Below are 15,451 nucleotides of genomic sequence, written 5' to 3' on the forward strand. Positions count from 1 at the left end.
GGGGCTAGACCCTAGCTGTATTTCCCCATCCCGCCGGCCACGTCGATCGAGGCGCCGGTGATGTAGCTCGCCCGGTCGCTCGCCAGGAACGCCACCAGGCCCGACACCTCGTCGACCGTGCCGAACCGGCCGAGCGGCACCTCCTGCGCCGACAGCTTGGCGAAGAACTCCTCCTCGGACAGCTCCGGCGCCCGGCGGGCCCGGATGTTCGCCCACTGCGGCGTCACCACGAAGCCGATGTTGACGCTGTTGACGAGGATCCCCTCCGGCCCGTACTGCTGTGCCAGGACCTTGGTCAGGTTGTGGCAGGCGGCCCGGTTGACCGACGTCGCGAAGAACGCCGGGTCGGGGTAGCGGGCGTAGACGGCGTTGACGTTGATCACCCGCGGTGCGGCGCTGCGGCGCAGGTGCGGCAGGGCCGCGCGGGTGCACCGGATCTGCGAGAACAGCTTCACGTCGAGGTCGCGCTGCCAGGCTTCGTCGGTCAGGTCCTCGAAGCCGCCCGGGTGCGCGCCGCCGGCGTTGTTGACGAGGACGTCCAGGCCCCCGTGCTCGGCGGCCACGGACCCGACCAGCGCCTCGACCGCGGCCGCGTCGGTGACGTCGCAGACGTGCCCGGAGACGACCGCGCCATCCACTTCGGACAGCGACTTCACGGCGGCGGCGACCTCGTCGGGGTTACGCGCGCAGATGGCCACGGCGGCGCCCTCGGCGAGGAGCTCGGCGGCGACACCGTACCCGATGCCCTTGCTGCCGCCGGTGACCAGCGCGCGCCGCCCCGTCAGGCCCAGCTTCACGCGTCGCCCTTCTCGATCGCCGCGCGCGCCTGGTCGAGCAGCGTGGCCCGGGGCGGCGTGAAGAAGTCGACCTCGACGCACGGGGTCCCGGTGGTCCGCGCGCCGTGCGGCACCCAGGACGGGATGACGGCCACGTCGCCCGGCTTCAGCACGCGCACGGCGCCGTCGATCTCGAACTCGATCTCGCCCTCGAGGACCAGCACGACCTGCTCCTCCTCGTGCGTGTGCACGGGCGCCTGCGCGTGCGCGTCGAACCGCACGAAGTTGAGCAGGCTCTTCTCGCCCAGCACGGGCTGGAAGTTGAGCCCCGGCAGGATCTCGTGCGGCTCGATCGTGGTGTGGTCGACGAACCGGCCGGGGGAGGTCGGGGTGCCGCCGGCACTGCCGAAGTGGGACTCGGCGCTGGTCATGAGGCTGCTCCTGTCAACAGAAGGCCGAGCCGCCGGGTGCCTTCGGCGATCTCGTCCGGGGTGGTGGCGCTGAACGCCAGCCGCAACGTGTGGTGTCTGTCGCGGTCTCCCGCGACCGACGAGGCGGTGCGGGCGGCGTGGAACGGGGCGCCGGGAACGAACGCGACGCCTAGGTCGCGGGCCCGGGGCAGCAGGGCGGTCGTGTCGAGGTCGCGCGGGCCGGTGACCCACGTGAAGAAGCCGCCACCCGGCTCGCTCCACGAGAACTCGGGCCCGAGGTGCTTGCTGAGGCCGGCCGACATCGCGGCCCACCGCTGCGCGTAGGTGGCGCGGGCGAGCGCGAGTTGGGGTTCGAGGCGGTCGCCGCGCAGCAGCGACTCGGCCAGCCACTGGCCGAACCCGCCGGCGCACTGGTCGGAGTTCTGCTTGGCCCGCACGAGGTGCGGGATCAGCGCCGGTGGTCCGGCCGCCCAGCCGAGCCGTACGCCCGGGAACAGGATCTTCGAGAACGTGCCGACCTGGACCACCACGTCGGGGGCAAGCGACCAGAGCGACGGCCGCTGCTCGCCGGTGAAGCCGAGCTCCCGGTAGGCGACGTCCTCGACGACCAGCAGCCCGTGCTGCCGGGCCAGGTCGACCAGCGCGTGCCGGCGTTCCGTGGTCAGCCAGGCGCCGGTCGGGTTCTGGAAGTCGGGGATGACGTAGAGCAGCTTCGGCGGCGGGCCGGCCGCCAGCGCGGCGGCGAGCGCGTCGGGGTCGATGCCGTCGCTGTCGGCGGCCACCGCGTCGATCCGGGCCTCGAAGCCGCTGAACGCGGTGAGCGCGCCGACGTAGGTGGGCGACTCGACCAGCACCCGGTCGCCGGGGTCGAGCAGGGTGCGGCAGATGAGCTGCAGGGCCTCGATGCCGCCGCTGGTCACCATCAGGGCCTCCGGCGCGACGCCTTGCGAGGCGAGCAGCCAGTCGGCCAGGGCCGCGCGGAACGAGGCGAGCCCCTCGGTCGGGGTGTACTGCAGCGCGACCTGCGCGCCGCTGGCGAGCTGACCGGTGGCCAGGTCGCGGACGAACTCGACCGGGAAGATCTCGTGCGCCGGGAAGCCGCCCGAGAAGGTGATCAACCCGGGCGCGTTGACGAGTGAGAGGATCGCGCTCAGCTCGTCGCCGCTGCCCGCGGCCCGGCGGGCGAGGCGTAGGTCGAGATCGGTCACGGCGCCCTCCCAAGCGTTCGGTCAGGGACCCTAACATCGCGCCAGACGTCAGAGAAAGAGCGAGTACTGCCTTACAGCCAAGGCGATAAATCGGGCGGTACGCGGGTACGCGTCCAGGTATGACCTCAACCGACCAACCGACCGGCAACCTGGAGCTGGTGGCGACCGTCGGCGCGCCCATGCCCACGGGTGTCGCGGTCTCGAACACCGGCCGGATCTTCCTGAACCACCCGAAGTGGGGCGACGACGTGCCGGCCACCGTGGTGGAGCTGCGGGACGGCGAGCGGGTGCCGTTCCCCAACGAGCCGTGGAACCAGCCGGAGTCCGACGCCGACCCGCACGCGTTCGTCTCGGTGCAGTGCGTCGTCATCGACCCGCTGGACCGGCTGTGGGTCGTCGACACCGGCGCCCCGCTGCTGCGGTCGACGAAGCAGGGCGGGCCCAAGCTGGTCCGGATCGACCTCGACAAGGACGCCGCCTGCCAGGTCATCACGTTCCCGACCGAGGTCGCGCTGCCGTCGTCGTACCTCAACGACGTCCGCTTCGACCTGCGCCGCGGCGACGAGGGCATGGCCTTCGTGACGGACTCCGCGAGCCAGGGACCCAACGGGATCATCGTGGTCGACCTGGCCACCGGCCAGTCCTGGCGCCGGCTGCACGACCACCCGTCGACGAAGGCGCCGCCGCTGCGCGCCACCCGGCCGGTGGTCGAGGGGCGCTTTTTCCTCAACCGGCCGGGCGACGCGGACCCCTACCAGCTCACCTTCGGCAGCGACGGGATCGCCATCTCGGCGGACGGCAGCCGGCTCTTCTACTGCCCGCTGATGTCGCGCCGGCTCTACAGCGTCTCCGTCGACGCGCTCTGCGACCGCTCCCTGGACGACGACGCGGTCGCCGCGACGGTGGTCGACGAGGGCGACCGGGGCAGCTGCGCCGACGGCCTGGAGAGCGACGACGCTGGGCGGATCTACAGCACCGCGTACGAGCAGAACGCGATCCTGCGGCGGTCCCCGGAGGGGGAGTGGGCGACGCTGGTGCACGACCCGCGGCTGCTCTGGCCGGACACCATGTCGCTGGCCACGGACGGGCACCTCTACGTCACCGCCAACCAGCTCCACCGGCAGGCGTCCTACAACGACGGTCAGGACCTGCGGCAGCCGCCGTACGCGGTGTTCCGGGTCCCGGTCGACGCGGGCCCGGTGCTACTGCGCCAGTAGCATGGCCAGCCCGGTGCTACTGCGCGAGTAGCGCGTGGAGCCGGGCCGCGAACTCCGGCACCCGCTGGCCGAAGCCGCCGTGGTCGCCGGGCACGGGCGCGGTCGTCGTGCCGAGCCGCTCGCCGAGCGCGTACGCGGCCCGGTAGGGCGGCTGGCCCGCCGAGCCCTCGCCGGCGGCCGGCACGATCCGCACCGGGCCGTCGCGCAGGGCCGGGTAGTCCGGCTCGTAGCGGCCGAACGGCGGCACCTCGTAGCCGATGAAGAACGCGAAGTTCTTCTCCAGGCGGCCGAACATCTCGAGGGTCTCGGCGTCCGGGGGCTCCGTCGGGCCGCCGCCCGGGGCGCGGTCCTCCTCCTCGGCCGGGCCCATGTCCAGGCCCTGGCCGAGCACCGCGTTCGCCGCGGCGGGTCCCTCCGCGGCGAAGGTCCGCTCGACCTCGTCCAGCAGCTTGCGATAGGAGTCGCGCTCGGGCAGCAGGTCGAACAGCGGCGGCTCGTGCGCGACCAGCGTGCGGACCAGGCCCGGACGGCGGGCGGCCAGGTCGAGCCCGATGATCGCGCCCGAGCTGTTGCCGAACACGTACGCGGGCCCGTCGGCGAGGTGGCCGAGCAGCGCGGCCGCGTCGTCGGCGTGCGTGGGCAGCGACTGTGGCCCGTCGGGACCGTGCAGCGGGCTGCGCGAGTTGCCCCGCCGGTCGTAGGTGATCACCGTGTAGCGGTCGGCCAGCGCGCGGGCCAGCCCCGCGTAGCCGGCCGCGTCGTAGACCCCGCCGCAGATCAGCAGCAGGGTGGGCCCGCTGCCGCGGACCTCGTGGTGCAGCGTGGCCCTGGGGACCTCGAGCGTCGCCATGTTCTTCCTCCAGACGGGTGGCTTCCACCGGACACGTCGGAGCCGGCGACGCGCCTTCGACAGGCTCAGCCGAGAATCTGCCGGACCTCCATGCCGCCCCAGGCGGCGTCGGGCCAGCGGGCGGCGATCTCGAGCGCCCGGTCCTCGCTGGCGACGTCGACCGCGAGGTAGCCGGCGAACTGCTCCTTGGCCTCGACGAACGGGCCGTCGGTGGTCGCGGCGACGCCGCCGCGCAGGCGGACGGTCTTGGCCGCGCCCGACAGGGCCTCGCCCCGGATCAGCTCACCGGAGGCGGTCAGTTCCGCCATGATCTCGTCGACCTGGGCGAACAGCCCGGTGCGCTCGTCCTGCGACATCGCCTCGATGACGGCGGGGTTGTTGTAGATCAGCAGCATGTACTTCACGGCCGCCAACCCTAAACCGTTCAGCCCGGCTTCCGCGCGATCAACACATCCCGGTGGATGGCCTGGTCGACCCGGTGGGCCAGGCGGCGGTGGGCGGGGGAGTCGACCACCTCGAGGCCCGCGTCGGTCAGGGCGGCGGCCGCGTCGGCGCGGTCGGCCACGAAGGTGTTCCAGGACAGGCCGAGCGCGCCGCCCGGCCGCAGCGCCCCGGCCCACACCGGCGCGGCGTCGCGGAGCAGTTCGAGCGGGCTGCGGTTGAGGCCCTTCGCCTGCGTACGGCTGCCGTGCTGCACCCCGTACGGCGCGTCGGCCACGACGAGGTCGACCGAGCGGGGTTTCCAGAACTCCAGCGTGCGGGTCGTGTCCGCGTTGACCATGTCGATCCGCTGGGTGTCGGCGGCCTTGTAGTCCTCCTTGGTGGCCGCCAGCGTGATCTGCAACCGGCGGCCGACGACCTGGCGGTTGCGCCGTACCGGCCCGTTCTCCGCCCTGTGCTTGATCCGCTTCTCCTTGAGCCAGCGCTGGATGAACGTGCTGTACGCCTCGAAGTCCTTCTGGTCGCGGTCCACGCCGTACGCGTCGTAGCCGTACATCATCGCCTGGTTCAGGGTCGTGCCGCGGCCGGCGAGCGGGTCCAGCACGGTCAGCCGCCGGTCGAGCATCCCGCCGGCGAACGCGGACCCCATCAGGGTGGCGTTGAGCAGCAGCTTGGTGAACTGCTCGTTGGTCTTCCCGGGGTACTTCGGGATGGTGACGAGGTCGTCGTCGAACCGGTCGAGCGGGTGCAGCGGCACGGGGCGCAGCAGCCCGCCGCCCTCGACGGCGAACAGCGCGTAGATCGACGACAGGTTGGCCAGGAAACGGGTGGCCCGCTCGTCGAGGGGCGCGGAGTCGAAGGTCACGTACGGCACGCCGGCGATGTCCTCGGCGGTGATGTCGCCGACCTCGCCCTCGAGGACGGCGCCGGCGAAGATCTCCAATTCGGCGACCGTCAGCCCGACGGAGGAGTCGGCGTAGACGCGGTTGGCGGACGGCAGGATAAGGATCGCGTAGCGCATGGTCCGCCGATTTTAAGGGACAGTGATTTTCGCTGAGGCGGAGTGCGCGGGGACCGGTCGGGATGATAGGTACGACGGGTGACAGAAGTGCCAGAGCGGCTGTGCCGCGGCGGCTCGGCCGGCCGGCTCCGACTCGGCTATCCGGATCAGCTCGTCAGCGACGTGATCGGCTACGCCCGACTAGGTGGCCAACCCGCGCTGGAGGTGGGCGCCGGCACCGGCCGGGCGACGATGAAGTTCGTCGCCAAGGGCCTGCCGATCACGGCCGTCGAGCCCGACGCGCGGCTGGCCGCGGTGCTCACCCGCAAGGTCGCGGGCGCGCCTGTCACGGTGCGGGTCAGCACGTTCGAAGATTACGTGCCCGAGCGCCGGTTCGGCCTGCTGTTCAGCGCGCAGGCCTGGCACAGGGTCGACCCGGCGGTCCGTTGGCGGAAGGCGGCCGAGGCGGTCACCCCCGGCGGGGTCATCGCGCTGTTCTGGAATCGCGAGCGGCCCGCCGACGCCGCGATCAACGACGAGATCCAGGCCGCGCACCGCAAGCACGTGCCCAAGGTCCGGTTCGACCCGCGGATGCTGCCCGACCCGCCGCCGTGGCCGGGCATCCACGGCCTGGCCCACCGGGAGTCGCACGTCTACCGCTGGCAGGTCGAGCTGCCCAGCGTGGACTTCGTCGCCAACCTGGCCGCCCGTTCGGGTTACGCGGCGGTCGAGCCCGAGACGCGCTCGGCGCTGTTCGCCGACATCCTCGCCCGGCTGGGCAGCGAGGTCCGCGTCGCGGTCGACACCGAGCTCTATCAGGCCCGCACGCGCTAGCAGATCAGGCACAATGGATGGCGTGACCGCCATCGACAGCTATGTGCGCGAGCTCGACCGGCGGCTGCACGGGCCGCGCCGGCGCAAGGCCGACATGATCGTCGAGGTCCGCGACGGGCTGCGGGACGCGGCCGACGCGGTGCGGGCGGAGTCGGGGGTCAGCCCGGCCGAGGCCGAGCGGCAGGCCGTCGAGGAGTTCGGCCCGGTGCCCGCGGTCGCGCCCGATTTCCAGACGGAGCTCGCCGTCACGCAGGCCTGGCGCACCGCCTGGGTGTTCGCGATCGCGCTGCCGCTGGTGATGGCCGTGACCACGCTGATGTGGCGGGCCGGCAGCACGGGCGTCGCGCCGAGCCCCGGCTACCGCGACCTCGCCCGCGCCACCGACGTGTTCCTGATCGCCGCGAGCGTCGGTTTCGCGGTGCTGCTGCTGGCGCTGCACTGGTTCGCCCGGCGGTCGGCCTCGCCCGTGCTGATCGTGCGCGTGGTCGGCGCCGCGGCGGTGGCCACGGTCCTCGCGATGATGGGCAGCGGGCTGTTCCTCACCATGGGCGCGCCGACGGGCGGCACCTCGCTGTGGGGCGCGCTGGTCGGGGGCCTGCCGACGCTGCCGGGCTATGCGCTGCTGCTCTATCTCGGCGCGCGCTGCCTGCGGCTGACCCGCCCACGCGGGCCTGGGGCCGGACGCCCGTCCCGACGCCCGGCCCCAGTCCCTTCAGCTTAAGGCCATCCGCGCATGTCCAGTGGCCCGCTCACCGGGCTGAGTGTCGTCGAGCTCGCCGGGATCGGTCCCGCGCCCTACGCCGCGATGCTCCTCGCCGACATGGGTGCCGACGTCACCCGGGTCGACCGGATCGGTGGCCCACCCGACGAGTACGCCCTGGTCAACCCCGTTCTCGACCGGGGGCGCCGGTCGATCGCGCTCGATCTCAAGTCGCCCGCGGGCGTCGAGGTGCTGCTGCGCCTGGTCGCCCGCTCCGACGTACTGGTGGAAAGTTTCCGACCTGGTGTCGCGGAGCGGCTCGGGATCGGTCCGGTGCCGTGCCTCGCGGTGCACCCCGGCCTCGTCTACGCCCGGATGAGCGGCTGGGGTCAGTCCGGTCCGCTGGCCGGCGCCGCCGGGCACGACATCAACTACATCAGCCTGACGGGCGCGCTGGCGGCGATCGGCCGGGCCGGCGGCCCGCCGCAGCCGCCGATGAACCTGGTCGGTGACTTCGGCGGCGGATCCCTGTTCCTGGTGTACGGGATCATGTGCGCGCTCTGGGCCGGCGGCGGCCGCGTGGTCGACGCCAACGTGCACGACGGCACGACCTCGCTGCTGGCGATGGTGCAGGGGCTGCGCGCGGCGGGGCTGTGGTCCGACCGTCGCGGCACCAACCTGATCGACACGGGATGCCCCTACTACGACGTCTACCGCTGCGCCGACGACGGCTGGGTGGCGGTCGGCGCGATCGAGCGGCGCTTCTACCTCAACCTGCTCGGCGTGCTGGGCCTCGACGGGCAGCCGGATCTGGTGGCCGCCCACCGCGACCCGGCGCACTGGCCCGCGCTGCGGTCCGCGCTGGCCGCGGCGTTCGCGGGCGCGACCCGCGACGAGTGGACGCAGCGGTTCACCGGGCAGGACGCCTGCGTGACGCCCGTGCTGGAGCTGGGCGAGGCGCCGAAGGCGCCGCAGGCGGTCGCCCGCGACCTCTACGCGCCCGTGCCCGGCGGCCACCAGGTGACGCCGACGCCGCGGTTCACGACCGACCCGGCCGCGGAGCCCGCCGCGCCGCCCGTGCCGGCGCCGGCACCGCACCCGGGCGCGCACACCGCGGCGATCCTGGCCGAGCTGGGCGTCACCGAGCGGGAGTGCGCGGAGCTGCGGGCGGCGGGAGTGGTGGGCTAGCCCTCAGCCGAGGCCGGCCGAGTGGTGCAGGCCGCGCAGCGCCAGCACGTAGCCGTAGACGCCGAAGCCGACCACGACACCGCGGGCCACCGGCGACACGTACGAGTGGCGCCGGAACTCCTCGCGGGCGTGCACGTTCGAGATGTGCACCTCGACCACGGGCAGGCTGGCCCCCTCGATCGCGTCGTGCAGCGCGATCGAGGTGTGCGTGTAGGCGCCCGGGTTGAACACCGCGCCCAGGCAGTCGCCGGCCGCCACGCGGGCGCCGGCCTCCTGCACCCAGTCGACGAGCTGACCCTCGTGGTTGGACTGCAGGAACTCGAGCTCCAGCCCGAGCTTGCCGGCCTCCTGCCGGCACAGCTCCTCGACGTCGGCGAGCGTGGTGCTGCCGTAGACCTCGGGGCGCCGGGTGCCGAGCAGGTTGAGGTTGGGGCCGTTGAGCACGTAGACCGATGTCATCAGCGCCCGCCGGGGTTGTGCCACGCGCGGCCGTCGCGGGAGAGGAGCTGGTCGGCCTCGTCCGGACCCCACGAGGACGCCTCGTACAGCGGGATCCGGCCCTTGCTGTTGGCCCAGTGCTCGATGATCGGGTCGACGATCCGCCAGCTCTGCAGCACCTCGTCGGAGCGGATGAACAGCGTCGGGTCGCCGATCAGGGCGTCGAGCAGGAGCCGCTCGTACGCCTCGGGCGACTCCTCGCGGAACGTCGACTCGTAGGAGAACTCCATCGTGGCCGTGCGTACCCGGAAGGAGTGACCCGGCACCTTGGCGCCGAACCGCAGCGTGATGCCCTCGTCGGGCTGGATGCGCAGGATCAGCGCGTCGGGCTGCAGCCCGGTCACCTGCGCGGCGCTGATCGGCAGGTGCGGCGGCCGGGTGAACTGCAGGACGACCTCGGTGACCCGGCGGGGCAGCCGCTTGCCGGTGCGGACGTAGAACGGCACGCCGGCCCAGCGCCAGTTGTCGACGTCGAGCCGCATGGCCGCGTAGGTCTCGGTGCGGGACAGCGGGTCGACGCCCTGCTCCTCGCGGTAGCCGGGCATCAGGTCACCGCTGGTGCCGCCGCGGGTGTATTGCCCGCGCACCGCGATGCGGTCGATGTCGCCGTCGGCCGGGTGCCGGATCGACTGGAGCAGCTTGACCTTCTCGTTGCGCAGCGCCTCGGGCGCGAACGAGGCCGGCGGCTCCATCAGCGCGAGCGCGAGCACCTGGAGCACGTGGTTCTGCACGATGTCGCGCATCGCGCCCGCGTGCTCGTAGAAGCCGCCCCGGGTGCCGACGCCCAGCGTCTCGGCGACGGTGATCTGCACCTGGTCGATCCAGGTGCGGTTCCAGATGGGCTGGAATATCGTGTTGGCGAACCGCAGGGCCATCACGTTCTGGACGGTGTCCTTGCCCAGGTAGTGGTCGATGCGGAAGACCTGGTCCTCCTCGAACCCCTGGTGGATCCGCTCGTCGAGCTTGCGGGCACTGGCCTCGTCGTGGCCGTACGGCTTCTCGATCACCAGGCGCGCCGACCCCGTCGGCGAGCCCGGCTGGTTGAGCCCCGCGGCCGTCAGGTTCTCGATGATCGGCACGAACGCCTGCGGCGGCGTGGCGAGGTAGAACATCCGGTTGCCCGCGGTGCCGGCGTCCTTGTCGAAGCCCTCGAGCAGGTCGCGCAGCCGGTGGAACGTGTCGGGGTCGTCGTAGTCGCCGCTCAGGTAGCGCATGTTCTCGACGAGCCCCGGCGCCTCGGCGGCCGGGCCGGTGGGGAAGCGCTGGCGGAACTCGTCGTCGGACAGGTGGCTGCGGGCCACGCCGACCAGGCGGAACTCGTCGGGCAGGCGCTTGAACTGCGCGAGCCGGGCCAGCGCCGGCATCAGCTTGCGCTCCGTCAGGTCACCCGAGGCCCCGAAGATCACGACAACACCGGGCGGAGCCTTGCGATCGTCGCCGCCGTCTCCGTTGATCCGGATCTCGTTGCCCGGGCCAAGGTCGCCGTTCATGCGTACCCCTCGTGTCGCGGTGGTCGGTCGCCGCCGTGGACGCCCCGCACGACGCTACCGGCCCACGCGCCCCGTGCGGAGCGGCGCGCGCCGATGTGGGACGGACGCCTCCTCCGACGGTATCGCTTCCGCCGGAACTCGCCGTTAACGATGGGTTATCAGTCGTTTTGTTCCGGATCCGACACGTCGGCCACCGTGGCGCCCAACGCCCGCACCGCGGTGTCGGCATCGACCGCCACCGCCACGCCGTGCTCACCCGCGCCGAGCGTGATCTCCCGACCGGCCATCCGCTCGTCGGCGACCACCGGCCAGGGCACCAGCGACCCGAACGGGGTGATCGTGCCGCGCTCGTAGCCGGTCGCGTCGAACGCGGTCGCCGCGTCCGGCATCGAGAGCCGGCTGACCCCGAGCAGGGTACGCAGCTTGGGCCAGGAGATCACCCGGTCGCCGGGCACGAGGACGAACAGGTAGTCGCCCTCGCCGCGGCGCACCACGATCGTCTTCACCACGTCGGGGATCTCGACACCGCGGGCGGCGGCGGCCTCGGCGAGGCTGCGCACCGGGCCGTGGCTGACGACCCGGTGCGCCACTCCGGCGTTCTCCAGCGCTTCGATCGCGCGACCAGTCATGGGGCCAAGGTTATGACCTTGCCACCGCGTTGGCGTGGATCGCCTCGTGCAGGAACCGGGCCATCCCCGGCTTGATCTTCTCGTAGTACGCGGTGAACCGGGGATCCTCGACGTACATGTCGGCGAGCCCGGTGTGGATCTCGTACGTGCATTCGTAGAACCAGCGGCTGATCTGCTGGCGGTGCTCCTCGGCGAGATCCGTCGCGGCCTCGCCCTCGGGGCTGCCGCCGCTGTCCATCACGGCCACGAACCGGCGGCCCCAGTCCTCGCTCTCGGTGCGGAACCGCAGCCAGTCGGCCTTGTCGTAGCGGCTGGTGCGGCGCTGCGACTCGGCGTACGCGTCGGTGCCGCCCCAGCGTTCCTCGGCCTCGTCCGCGTACCGCTCGGGTTCGAAGTCGCCGAAGACCTCGAACCGCTCCTCGGGTGTCAGGTTTACCCCCACCTTCTGTGCCTCCATGGCGAACTCGATGGCTGTCACCATCTCCTGCAGTTTCTTGATCCGCCCCAGCAGCAGTCGATGCTGGCGGCGGAAGTGTTCCCGCGGTTCGGCGGTGTCCAGCAGGGTCGCGATCTCGTCGAGCCCGAAACCGAGCTCCCGGTAGTAGCGGATCTGCTGCAACCGCTCCAGATCGGTGTCGGTGTAGACGCGGTAGCCCGCGGCCGTCCGCTCGCCCGGCACCAGCAGCCCGATCTCGTCGTAGTGGTGCAGCGTGCGCACCGTGACCCCGGCCAGCGCCGCGACCCGACTCACCGGATAACCCACCCGGCTCACCCCCTCTCCGACGTCCACGAAACACCCTCCCGTGACGTGAGGGTCAAGCCGCGGCGTAGGTCGTCTCCTCGTAGTCGCCGATGACCGTGAAGCCGATCCGGCGGTAGGCCGTGATCGCGGCGGTGTTGTCCGCCTTCACGTTCAGGGTGATGACGTCCGTGGTCGCGCGCAGCCGGTGGCAGAGCGCCGCCGTCACCCGCTGCGCCAGCCCCTGCCCGCGGTGGTCCGGGTGGACCGTGACGTTGCCGATCGCGCTGACCCGGTAGGTGGGCGACCAGACGTGCACGCCCGCCACCGCGACGATCCGGCCCGCGCGGCGGACCCCCACGTACTGGCCGGTTTCCAGCATCCGGCGGTCGAACCAGTTCTCCGGGTACGCGTCCGCGTAGAGCGCGGTCAGCTCCGGCTCGTCCGCGGGGGAGAGCGGCTCGCCCTCCGCCGGACCGACGGGTGCGCCGGCCAGCGCCATCTTGTGGTGGGGGCCGCCGTCGAGCACCCGGGTGTACGCGGGCGCGAGCGCGTCACCCGCCCCGAGGCTCAGGTGGGCGTGGAAGCGGCGCGGCAGCACCGGCGACATGGCGTCGAGGAGGGTCGCCAACGGTGCGGCCGGGCCGAAGGCGAGCAGTGTCGGCGTCGGCAGGGCGTGGTAGAGCAGCGCGAGCGTGTCGCCGACCCGGTACCAGGTCGTCCACGGCCAGAAGAAGTCGTCGAGGTCGCCCAGCTCGTACGCGTGTAGAGCGGCGTCCTTGCGGAGCAACGCGGCAAGCTCGGCGCGGTCGTGGACGCTGCGCAACATGGCCGCGATCGTGTCACAACGCTCGCCCGACCCGGCCCACGGTGCTACTTTGCCGCGCGTGATGTCCGATCCGTCACCCCACCCGGCGCCGGCCCGCGGCCTGCTCGTCTTCGGCGTGCTGTTCGCCGTGGTCATCGTCGTGGCCGCGGTGGTCGGCGCCGCCGTCGCCCTCGGCGGGGCGGGCGCGTCCTCGTCCGGCGCCGAGGTCTCGGCGGCCAAGCTGACCGTCGGGCACTGCGTCGACGGGCTGAAGGAGAGCGACGACCTGGCCGGGCTGCCGGTGCGGCCGTGCGAGGAGCCGCACGAGGGCGAGGTGTTCGCGATCTTCTCGCTGCCGCCCGGCCCGTACCCGGGCGACGAGGCCCTCGGCAGCCAGGCGCAGTCGGAGTGCCTCGCGCGGTTCGAGACCTATGCGCCGTCGTCGGTCGCCGACGACAAGGTCGAGTTGTTCTATCTGCACCCGAGCCGGCTCTCCTGGACCTCGGGCGACCGCGGCGTGACCTGCGTGGCGACAGACCCGACGACGAAGCGCACCGGTTCGCTCAAAGGGTGAGCGCCACCGCGGCGGCCCCGGAGCCGATCAACGCGACCGCCCAGACCAGGTCGAGGTTGACCCACGCCTTGCGGAGGACCTCCAGGCCGAGGATCCGGTAGACCAGCAGCCCGACGGCCCCCGCTACGGCGACCATCGCGACAGTGTGGACGGTCGTGGCCGCCAGGCCCTGCCAGAGCAGGGCGCCCGGGTCGGACGGGGCGTGCAGGGCGTGGTCCTGGTGCACGCCGGGCGGCGGGTTGGCGACCAGCACCGGCACCAGCATGAGGCCGGCGCCGTGCACCGACGACATCAGGAACGACCAGCCGGTGAGCTGCCACCCGTGCAGGCGCATGCCGGCCCAGGCGAAGTGCCGTTTGGACAGTGCGCGCCACAGCCCGAAGCCGACCATCACCACGCCGCCGGCGATGGCGACCACGCGGGTCGCCAGCACCGAGCGCAGCACCTCGATCAGGCCGGCCACGGCGAACACCGACAGCGCGTGGCCGGCGGCGATCGGCACCAGCGCGCGGAGCACCGCCAGGGCCGAGCGTTCCTGCAGGCCGATGGCGACCGCGAACAGCCAGCCCATGCCCGGGTTCAGGCCGTGGAACGCGCCGAGCCCGGCGAGGGTCGCGATCGCCAGCCAACTCACGGGAAGCAGTATGAGTCAGACGAGGCGTCGCCGCCCTGCAGCCTCGTCTGGTGCACGCGCAACCCGCGGAACTCGTCGCCGTGCGGGAAGAACCGTGCGTCGGGGGTGAGCCCGCCGTTGTCGAGGTCGACGTCGAGGCGGGCGGCCCAGGCGCCGACACCGTCCGGATAGAACTGGTCGTCCCAGGCGCCGTAGAGCGAGTTGGTGATGTAGACCCGGCGGCCGTCGCGGGACACCTCGACCATCTGCGGGCCGCCGGCGAGACGCTCGTCGGGCGCGGCCGGGTGGGCGGCGCGGGTGACGATGCCGCCGAGCCGCACCTCGCCGGTCAGCCGCGGCGCGAACGGGTCCGAGACGTCGTACTGCAGCAGCTTGCCGATGCCCCAGGCCGAGACGTAGAGGTAGCGGTCGTCGACCGACAGGTCGATGTCGGTGACGAGCGGCGGTACGGCGCCGAAGGGCTGCAGGATCGGCGGCAGGTCGGCCGCGTCGGCCGGCTCGGCCGGGATGTCGATGACCTTGCGGATGCCGAAGGTGCCGTCGTCCTGGCGGTGCCAGACCCAGACCGAGGCCGACAGGTCCTCGACGCTGACCACGACGCCGACGAAGCCATATTCTTTCGTGGGGTCGTGCGCCGGACGCAGCTCGAGCACCATCTGGTGCTGGTCGCCGAGGTCCAGGGTCTGCAGGTGCCGGCGCCGGCGCAGGTCGAAGAAGTGGATCGCGTGGCCGTATTCGCGGCCGAGCAGCAGCTCGCCGACCAGCCCGTCCTCGATCATCGACGGGGTGCCCCACTCACTGGTCACCAGCACGTCGCGGGTCAGGTGCCACCAGAAGTCGTAGCCGAAATACTGTGGCCCGCGGTCGATCTCCCAGGCGCCGAGCACGTCGAACGAGTCGTGGTCGAGCAGCGCGATCCCGCCGGGCCCGTCGGCGCCGTCGGCACCGCCGAGGTTGGACACGTAGATGCCCTCGGGGCCGCAGTGCACGGTGTGCGGGCGGGAGTAGCCGGCCTTGGCCAGCTCGGCGGGCTCGATCGTGCGGACGAGCTTCGGGGCGCGCGGGTCGTCCTTGGTGTCGAGCACGTAGATCCGCGAGGAGCGCAGCCCCGGCACGATCAGGTAGCGGCGCTCGACGTGCGGGTGCGGCGCGGCCGGGCAGAGCGCGCTGCTGCACGCGTTCCAGCCGAAGTGGTGCAGCTCGTCGCCGCGGTAGGGCAGGTCGGTCCAGCCGACCACGCGGCCGTAGCTGTCGGAGGTCTCGTCGACGTCGAGCACGGCGATGGCGTCGGGCTTCTCGGCGGACCGGTCGAACGCGGCGACGTAGGCCAGCTTCTCGGCGGGCGCCGTGACCGCCTGGCGCGGCGAGGGATAGAACGTCGGATCTGGCTTCCACAACGGCATCGCGCAGCTCCTTGGTCGGGTGCCGACTATA

Annotated in this window: 18 protein-coding genes; 5 read left to right on the forward strand and 13 right to left on the reverse strand. The window is 72.4% G+C overall.

Annotated elements, in window-relative coordinates; genetic code table 11:
* Nucleotides 1-11: 11 nt before the first annotated feature.
* Genes Asi02nite_RS32220 through Asi02nite_RS32230 form a run of 3 tightly spaced genes read right to left on the reverse strand, consistent with a single transcriptional unit; the run spans nucleotide 12 to nucleotide 2,415 of the window.
* Nucleotides 12-797 carry an SDR family oxidoreductase gene (locus Asi02nite_RS32220; protein ID WP_203717784.1) on the reverse strand — a complete coding sequence of 262 codons (786 nt, stop codon included), beginning with the start codon at nucleotides 795-797 and terminating at the stop codon, nucleotides 12-14.
* The gene (locus Asi02nite_RS32225; protein ID WP_203717785.1) at nucleotides 794-1,207 is read right to left on the reverse strand and encodes a cupin domain-containing protein; all 414 of its coding nucleotides are present in this window, start codon (nucleotides 1,205-1,207) and stop codon (nucleotides 794-796) included. Before Asi02nite_RS32225 ends, Asi02nite_RS32220 begins: the two co-directional genes overlap by 4 nt.
* Nucleotides 1,204-2,415 (reverse strand): aminotransferase-like domain-containing protein, encoded by a 1,212-nt coding sequence (locus tag Asi02nite_RS32230; protein WP_203717786.1) that lies wholly within the window; start codon nucleotides 2,413-2,415, stop codon nucleotides 1,204-1,206. The genes Asi02nite_RS32225 and Asi02nite_RS32230 overlap by 4 nt, the downstream gene beginning before the upstream one ends.
* Before the next feature lie 119 nt (nucleotides 2,416-2,534).
* Between Asi02nite_RS32230 and Asi02nite_RS32235 the strand changes: the two genes are divergently transcribed.
* Nucleotides 2,535-3,632 (forward strand): L-dopachrome tautomerase-related protein, encoded by a 1,098-nt coding sequence (locus Asi02nite_RS32235; RefSeq protein WP_203717787.1) that lies wholly within the window; start codon nucleotides 2,535-2,537, stop codon nucleotides 3,630-3,632.
* Nucleotides 3,633-3,648: 16 nt separating this feature from the next.
* Here Asi02nite_RS32235 and Asi02nite_RS32240 read toward each other — a convergent pair whose 3' ends face one another.
* The 3 genes from Asi02nite_RS32240 to Asi02nite_RS32250 form a co-directional block, all read right to left on the reverse strand.
* Entirely contained in the window at nucleotides 3,649-4,482 is an 834-nt protein-coding gene (locus tag Asi02nite_RS32240; protein ID WP_203717788.1) for an alpha/beta hydrolase, read from the reverse strand.
* 65 nt (nucleotides 4,483-4,547) lie between these two features.
* Nucleotides 4,548-4,877, reverse strand: coding sequence for a YciI family protein (locus Asi02nite_RS32245; RefSeq protein ID WP_239127327.1), 330 nt, complete (start codon nucleotides 4,875-4,877; stop codon nucleotides 4,548-4,550).
* A 29-nt stretch (nucleotides 4,878-4,906) separates the two neighbouring features.
* Complete coding sequence (locus Asi02nite_RS32250; RefSeq protein WP_203717790.1) at nucleotides 4,907-5,944, reverse strand: TRM11 family SAM-dependent methyltransferase; 1,038 nt, start codon at nucleotides 5,942-5,944, stop codon at nucleotides 4,907-4,909.
* A 78-nt stretch (nucleotides 5,945-6,022) separates the two neighbouring features.
* On the opposite strand from Asi02nite_RS32250, the gene Asi02nite_RS32255 reads away from it, so the two are divergent.
* Genes Asi02nite_RS32255 through Asi02nite_RS32265 form a run of 3 tightly spaced genes read left to right on the forward strand, consistent with a single transcriptional unit; the run spans nucleotide 6,023 to nucleotide 8,645 of the window.
* On the forward strand, nucleotides 6,023-6,757 hold the full coding sequence (locus Asi02nite_RS32255) for a class I SAM-dependent methyltransferase (RefSeq protein WP_203717791.1): 735 nt from the start codon (nucleotides 6,023-6,025) through the stop codon (nucleotides 6,755-6,757).
* 22 nt (nucleotides 6,758-6,779) lie between these two features.
* The gene (locus tag Asi02nite_RS32260) at nucleotides 6,780-7,478 is read left to right on the forward strand and encodes a permease prefix domain 1-containing protein (RefSeq protein ID WP_203717792.1); all 699 of its coding nucleotides are present in this window, start codon (nucleotides 6,780-6,782) and stop codon (nucleotides 7,476-7,478) included.
* 12 nt (nucleotides 7,479-7,490) lie between these two features.
* On the forward strand, nucleotides 7,491-8,645 hold the full coding sequence (locus tag Asi02nite_RS32265) for a CaiB/BaiF CoA transferase family protein (RefSeq protein ID WP_203717793.1): 1,155 nt from the start codon (nucleotides 7,491-7,493) through the stop codon (nucleotides 8,643-8,645).
* Nucleotides 8,646-8,648: 3 nt separating this feature from the next.
* Here the strand turns inward: Asi02nite_RS32265 and aroQ are convergent, their stop codons facing one another.
* From aroQ to Asi02nite_RS32290, 5 genes are all read right to left on the reverse strand, one after another.
* On the reverse strand, nucleotides 8,649-9,104 hold the full coding sequence (gene aroQ / locus Asi02nite_RS32270; protein WP_203717794.1) for a type II 3-dehydroquinate dehydratase: 456 nt from the start codon (nucleotides 9,102-9,104) through the stop codon (nucleotides 8,649-8,651).
* Nucleotides 9,104-10,633, reverse strand: a complete 1,530-nt coding sequence (zwf, locus tag Asi02nite_RS32275; RefSeq protein WP_203717795.1) for a glucose-6-phosphate dehydrogenase — start codon at nucleotides 10,631-10,633, stop codon at nucleotides 9,104-9,106. Before zwf ends, aroQ begins: the two co-directional genes overlap by 1 nt.
* 158 nt (nucleotides 10,634-10,791) lie before the next feature.
* Nucleotides 10,792-11,262, reverse strand: coding sequence for an aminoacyl-tRNA deacylase (locus Asi02nite_RS32280; RefSeq protein WP_203717796.1), 471 nt, complete (start codon nucleotides 11,260-11,262; stop codon nucleotides 10,792-10,794).
* Nucleotides 11,263-11,272: 10 nt separating this feature from the next.
* Entirely contained in the window at nucleotides 11,273-12,025 is a 753-nt protein-coding gene (locus tag Asi02nite_RS32285) for a MerR family transcriptional regulator (protein WP_203717823.1), read from the reverse strand.
* A gap of 52 nt (nucleotides 12,026-12,077) precedes the next feature.
* Entirely contained in the window at nucleotides 12,078-12,830 is a 753-nt protein-coding gene (locus Asi02nite_RS32290; RefSeq protein WP_203717797.1) for a GNAT family N-acetyltransferase, read from the reverse strand.
* On the opposite strand from Asi02nite_RS32290, the gene Asi02nite_RS32295 reads away from it, so the two are divergent.
* Nucleotides 12,829-13,383 (forward strand): septum formation family protein, encoded by a 555-nt coding sequence (locus Asi02nite_RS32295; protein WP_203717798.1) that lies wholly within the window; start codon nucleotides 12,829-12,831, stop codon nucleotides 13,381-13,383. The genes Asi02nite_RS32290 and Asi02nite_RS32295 overlap by 2 nt on opposite strands.
* Here the strand turns inward: Asi02nite_RS32295 and Asi02nite_RS32300 are convergent.
* Together Asi02nite_RS32300 and Asi02nite_RS32305 are read right to left on the reverse strand one after the other, a co-directional pair.
* Entirely contained in the window at nucleotides 13,373-14,017 is a 645-nt protein-coding gene (locus Asi02nite_RS32300) for a hypothetical protein (RefSeq protein WP_203717799.1), read from the reverse strand. The genes Asi02nite_RS32295 and Asi02nite_RS32300 overlap by 11 nt on opposite strands.
* A complete protein-coding gene (locus Asi02nite_RS32305; RefSeq protein WP_203717800.1) occupies nucleotides 14,014-15,420 on the reverse strand; it encodes a selenium-binding protein SBP56-related protein in 1,407 nt (468 codons plus the stop codon). Before Asi02nite_RS32305 ends, Asi02nite_RS32300 begins: the two co-directional genes overlap by 4 nt.
* Between the last annotated feature and the right edge of the window lie 31 nt (nucleotides 15,421-15,451).

The organism is Asanoa siamensis (genome assembly GCF_016862555.1).
Taxonomy (GTDB): domain Bacteria; phylum Actinomycetota; class Actinomycetes; order Mycobacteriales; family Micromonosporaceae; genus Asanoa; species Asanoa siamensis.